This window comes from Pseudomonas sp. K5002, assembly GCF_013386655.1.
Taxonomy (GTDB): Bacteria; Pseudomonadota; Gammaproteobacteria; order Pseudomonadales; family Pseudomonadaceae; genus Aquipseudomonas.
Genome location: NZ_JACARK010000416.1, coordinates 1 through 1,962, shown reverse-complemented (window position 1 = coordinate 1,962; position 1,962 = coordinate 1). Strand labels below are relative to the sequence as shown.

General features: G+C 59.2%; 2 protein-coding genes and 2 tRNA genes. 2 read left to right on the top strand and 2 right to left on the bottom strand.

Annotated elements, in window-relative coordinates:
• Positions 1-66: 66 nt before the first annotated feature.
• Together HX846_RS19150 and HX846_RS19145 are read right to left on the bottom strand one after the other, a co-directional pair.
• Positions 67-143 (bottom strand) — tRNA-Asp (locus tag HX846_RS19150).
• A 19-nt stretch (positions 144-162) separates the two neighbouring features.
• Positions 163-238, bottom strand: a tRNA-Val gene (locus HX846_RS19145).
• A 161-nt stretch (positions 239-399) separates the two neighbouring features.
• Here HX846_RS19145 and rdgC point away from each other — a divergent pair.
• Both rdgC and HX846_RS19135 read left to right on the top strand, forming a co-directional pair.
• On the top strand, positions 400-1,320 hold the full coding sequence (gene rdgC / locus HX846_RS19140) for a recombination-associated protein RdgC (RefSeq protein ID WP_008430455.1): 921 nt from the start codon (positions 400-402) through the stop codon (positions 1,318-1,320).
• 146 nt (positions 1,321-1,466) lie between these two features.
• A partial coding sequence (locus tag HX846_RS19135) for a bile acid:sodium symporter family protein (protein ID WP_178965906.1) occupies positions 1,467-1,962 on the top strand: 496 nt, incomplete at its 3' end.

The window sequence follows — 1,962 nt, the reverse complement described above, 5'->3', positions numbered from 1 at the left end:
AAAAAGCCCGCTCAATGAGCGGGCTTCCTGTGGTACCTGGCGTTCAGCGTTCCAGGTGACCGAATATGGCGCAGCGGACGGGACTCGAACCCGCGACCCCCGGCGTGACAGGCCGGTATTCTAACCGACTGAACTACCGCTGCGCGTAACACATAAAGCGAATGGTGGGTGATGACGGGATCGAACCGCCGACATTCTGCTTGTAAGGCAGACGCTCTCCCAGCTGAGCTAATCACCCTTCACTTTCGGTGTGGCGCGCATTCTACGGAGCGACCCATGGTCTGGCAAGCACTTTCTTAAATAATTTTTTTCAGGCCTTCCAATGGCTTAGCGAGGGTTGGCCTATGACGCCATGAGGAGAATAATGCCCCCCTTTGTATATAAGGAGAGACTCACCCCATGTGGTTCAAAAACCTGCTTATCTATCGCCTGACCCAAGATCTGCCTGTTGATGCCGAGGCGTTGGAAACTGCACTGGCCACCAAACTGGCGCGCCCTTGTGCAAGCCAGGAGTTGACCACTTACGGTTTCGTCGCCCCTTTCGGTAAAGGCGAAGACGCGCCACTGGTACACGTCAGCGGTGATTTCCTGCTGATCGCTGCGCGCAAGGAAGAACGTATCCTGCCGGGTAGCGTGGTGCGTGACGCGGTGAAGGAAAAGGTCGAAGAGATCGAAGCCGAGCAAATGCGCAAGGTCTACAAAAAGGAACGCGACCAGATCAAGGATGAAATCATCCAGGCCTTCCTGCCGCGCGCGTTTATCCGTCGCTCGTCGACCTTCGCCGCCATCGCGCCGAAACAGGGCCTGATCCTGGTGAACTCCGCCAGCCCGAAACGTGCCGAAGACCTGCTGTCCACCCTGCGTGAAGTGATCGGCACCCTGCCGGTACGTCCGCTGACCGTGAAAACCGCGCCAACCGCCATCATGACCGACTGGGTCACCACCCAGAAACCGGCCGATGACTTCTTCGTCCTCGACGAATGCGAACTGCGCGACACCCACGAAGACGGCGGCATCGTGCGCTGCAAACGCCAGGACCTGACCGGCGAAGAGATCCAACTGCACCTGACCACCGGCAAAGTCGTGACCCAATTGTCCCTGGCCTGGCAGGACAAGCTGTCCTTCATGCTGGACGACAAAATGACCGTCAAGCGCCTGAAGTTCGAAGACCTGCTGCAGGATCAGGCGGAACAGGACGGCGGCGACGAAGCACTGGGCCAGCAGGACGCCAGCTTTACCCTGATGATGCTGACGTTTGGCGACTTCCTGCCGGCGTTGGTTGAGGCACTGGGTGGCGAAGAAACCCCACAAGGTATCTAAAGCCTTGTGAAGATCAAAATGTGGGAGCGGGCTTGCTCGCGAATGCGTCCTTTCAGTTGATATCTTCCTGGCTGACACACCGCATTCGNNGCTCCCACATTTGATCGCATGCGCACTTCCAAAATCGAATAACAAGGACCAACCCCATGCGTGCACTCGCCGCCTTGAGCCGTTTCGTCGGCAATACCTTCGCCTACTGGGTGCTGATTTTTGCCGTGGTTGCGTTCCTGCAACCCGCCTGGTTTCTCGGCCTCAAAGGCGCCATCGTGCCGCTGTTGGGCCTGGTGATGTTCGGCATGGGGCTGACCCTCAAACTTGAAGATTTCGCTGAAGTCGCGCGCCATCCGTGGCGCGTGGCATTGGGTGTGGTCGCGCATTTCGTGATCATGCCCGGCGTGGCCTGGCTGCTGTGCCAGGTCTTTCACCTGCCACCGGAAATTGCCGTCGGTGTGATCCTCGTCGGCTGCTGCCCGAGCGGCACGTCGTCCAACGTCATGACCTGGCTGGCCCGGGGCGACCTGGCCCTGTCGGTGGCCATTGCCGCCGTCACCACCCTCCTCGCTCCGCTGCTGACGCCCGCGCTGATCTGGCTGCTGGCCTCGGCCTGGTTGCCGGTGTCGTTCATGGAGTTGTTCTGGTCGA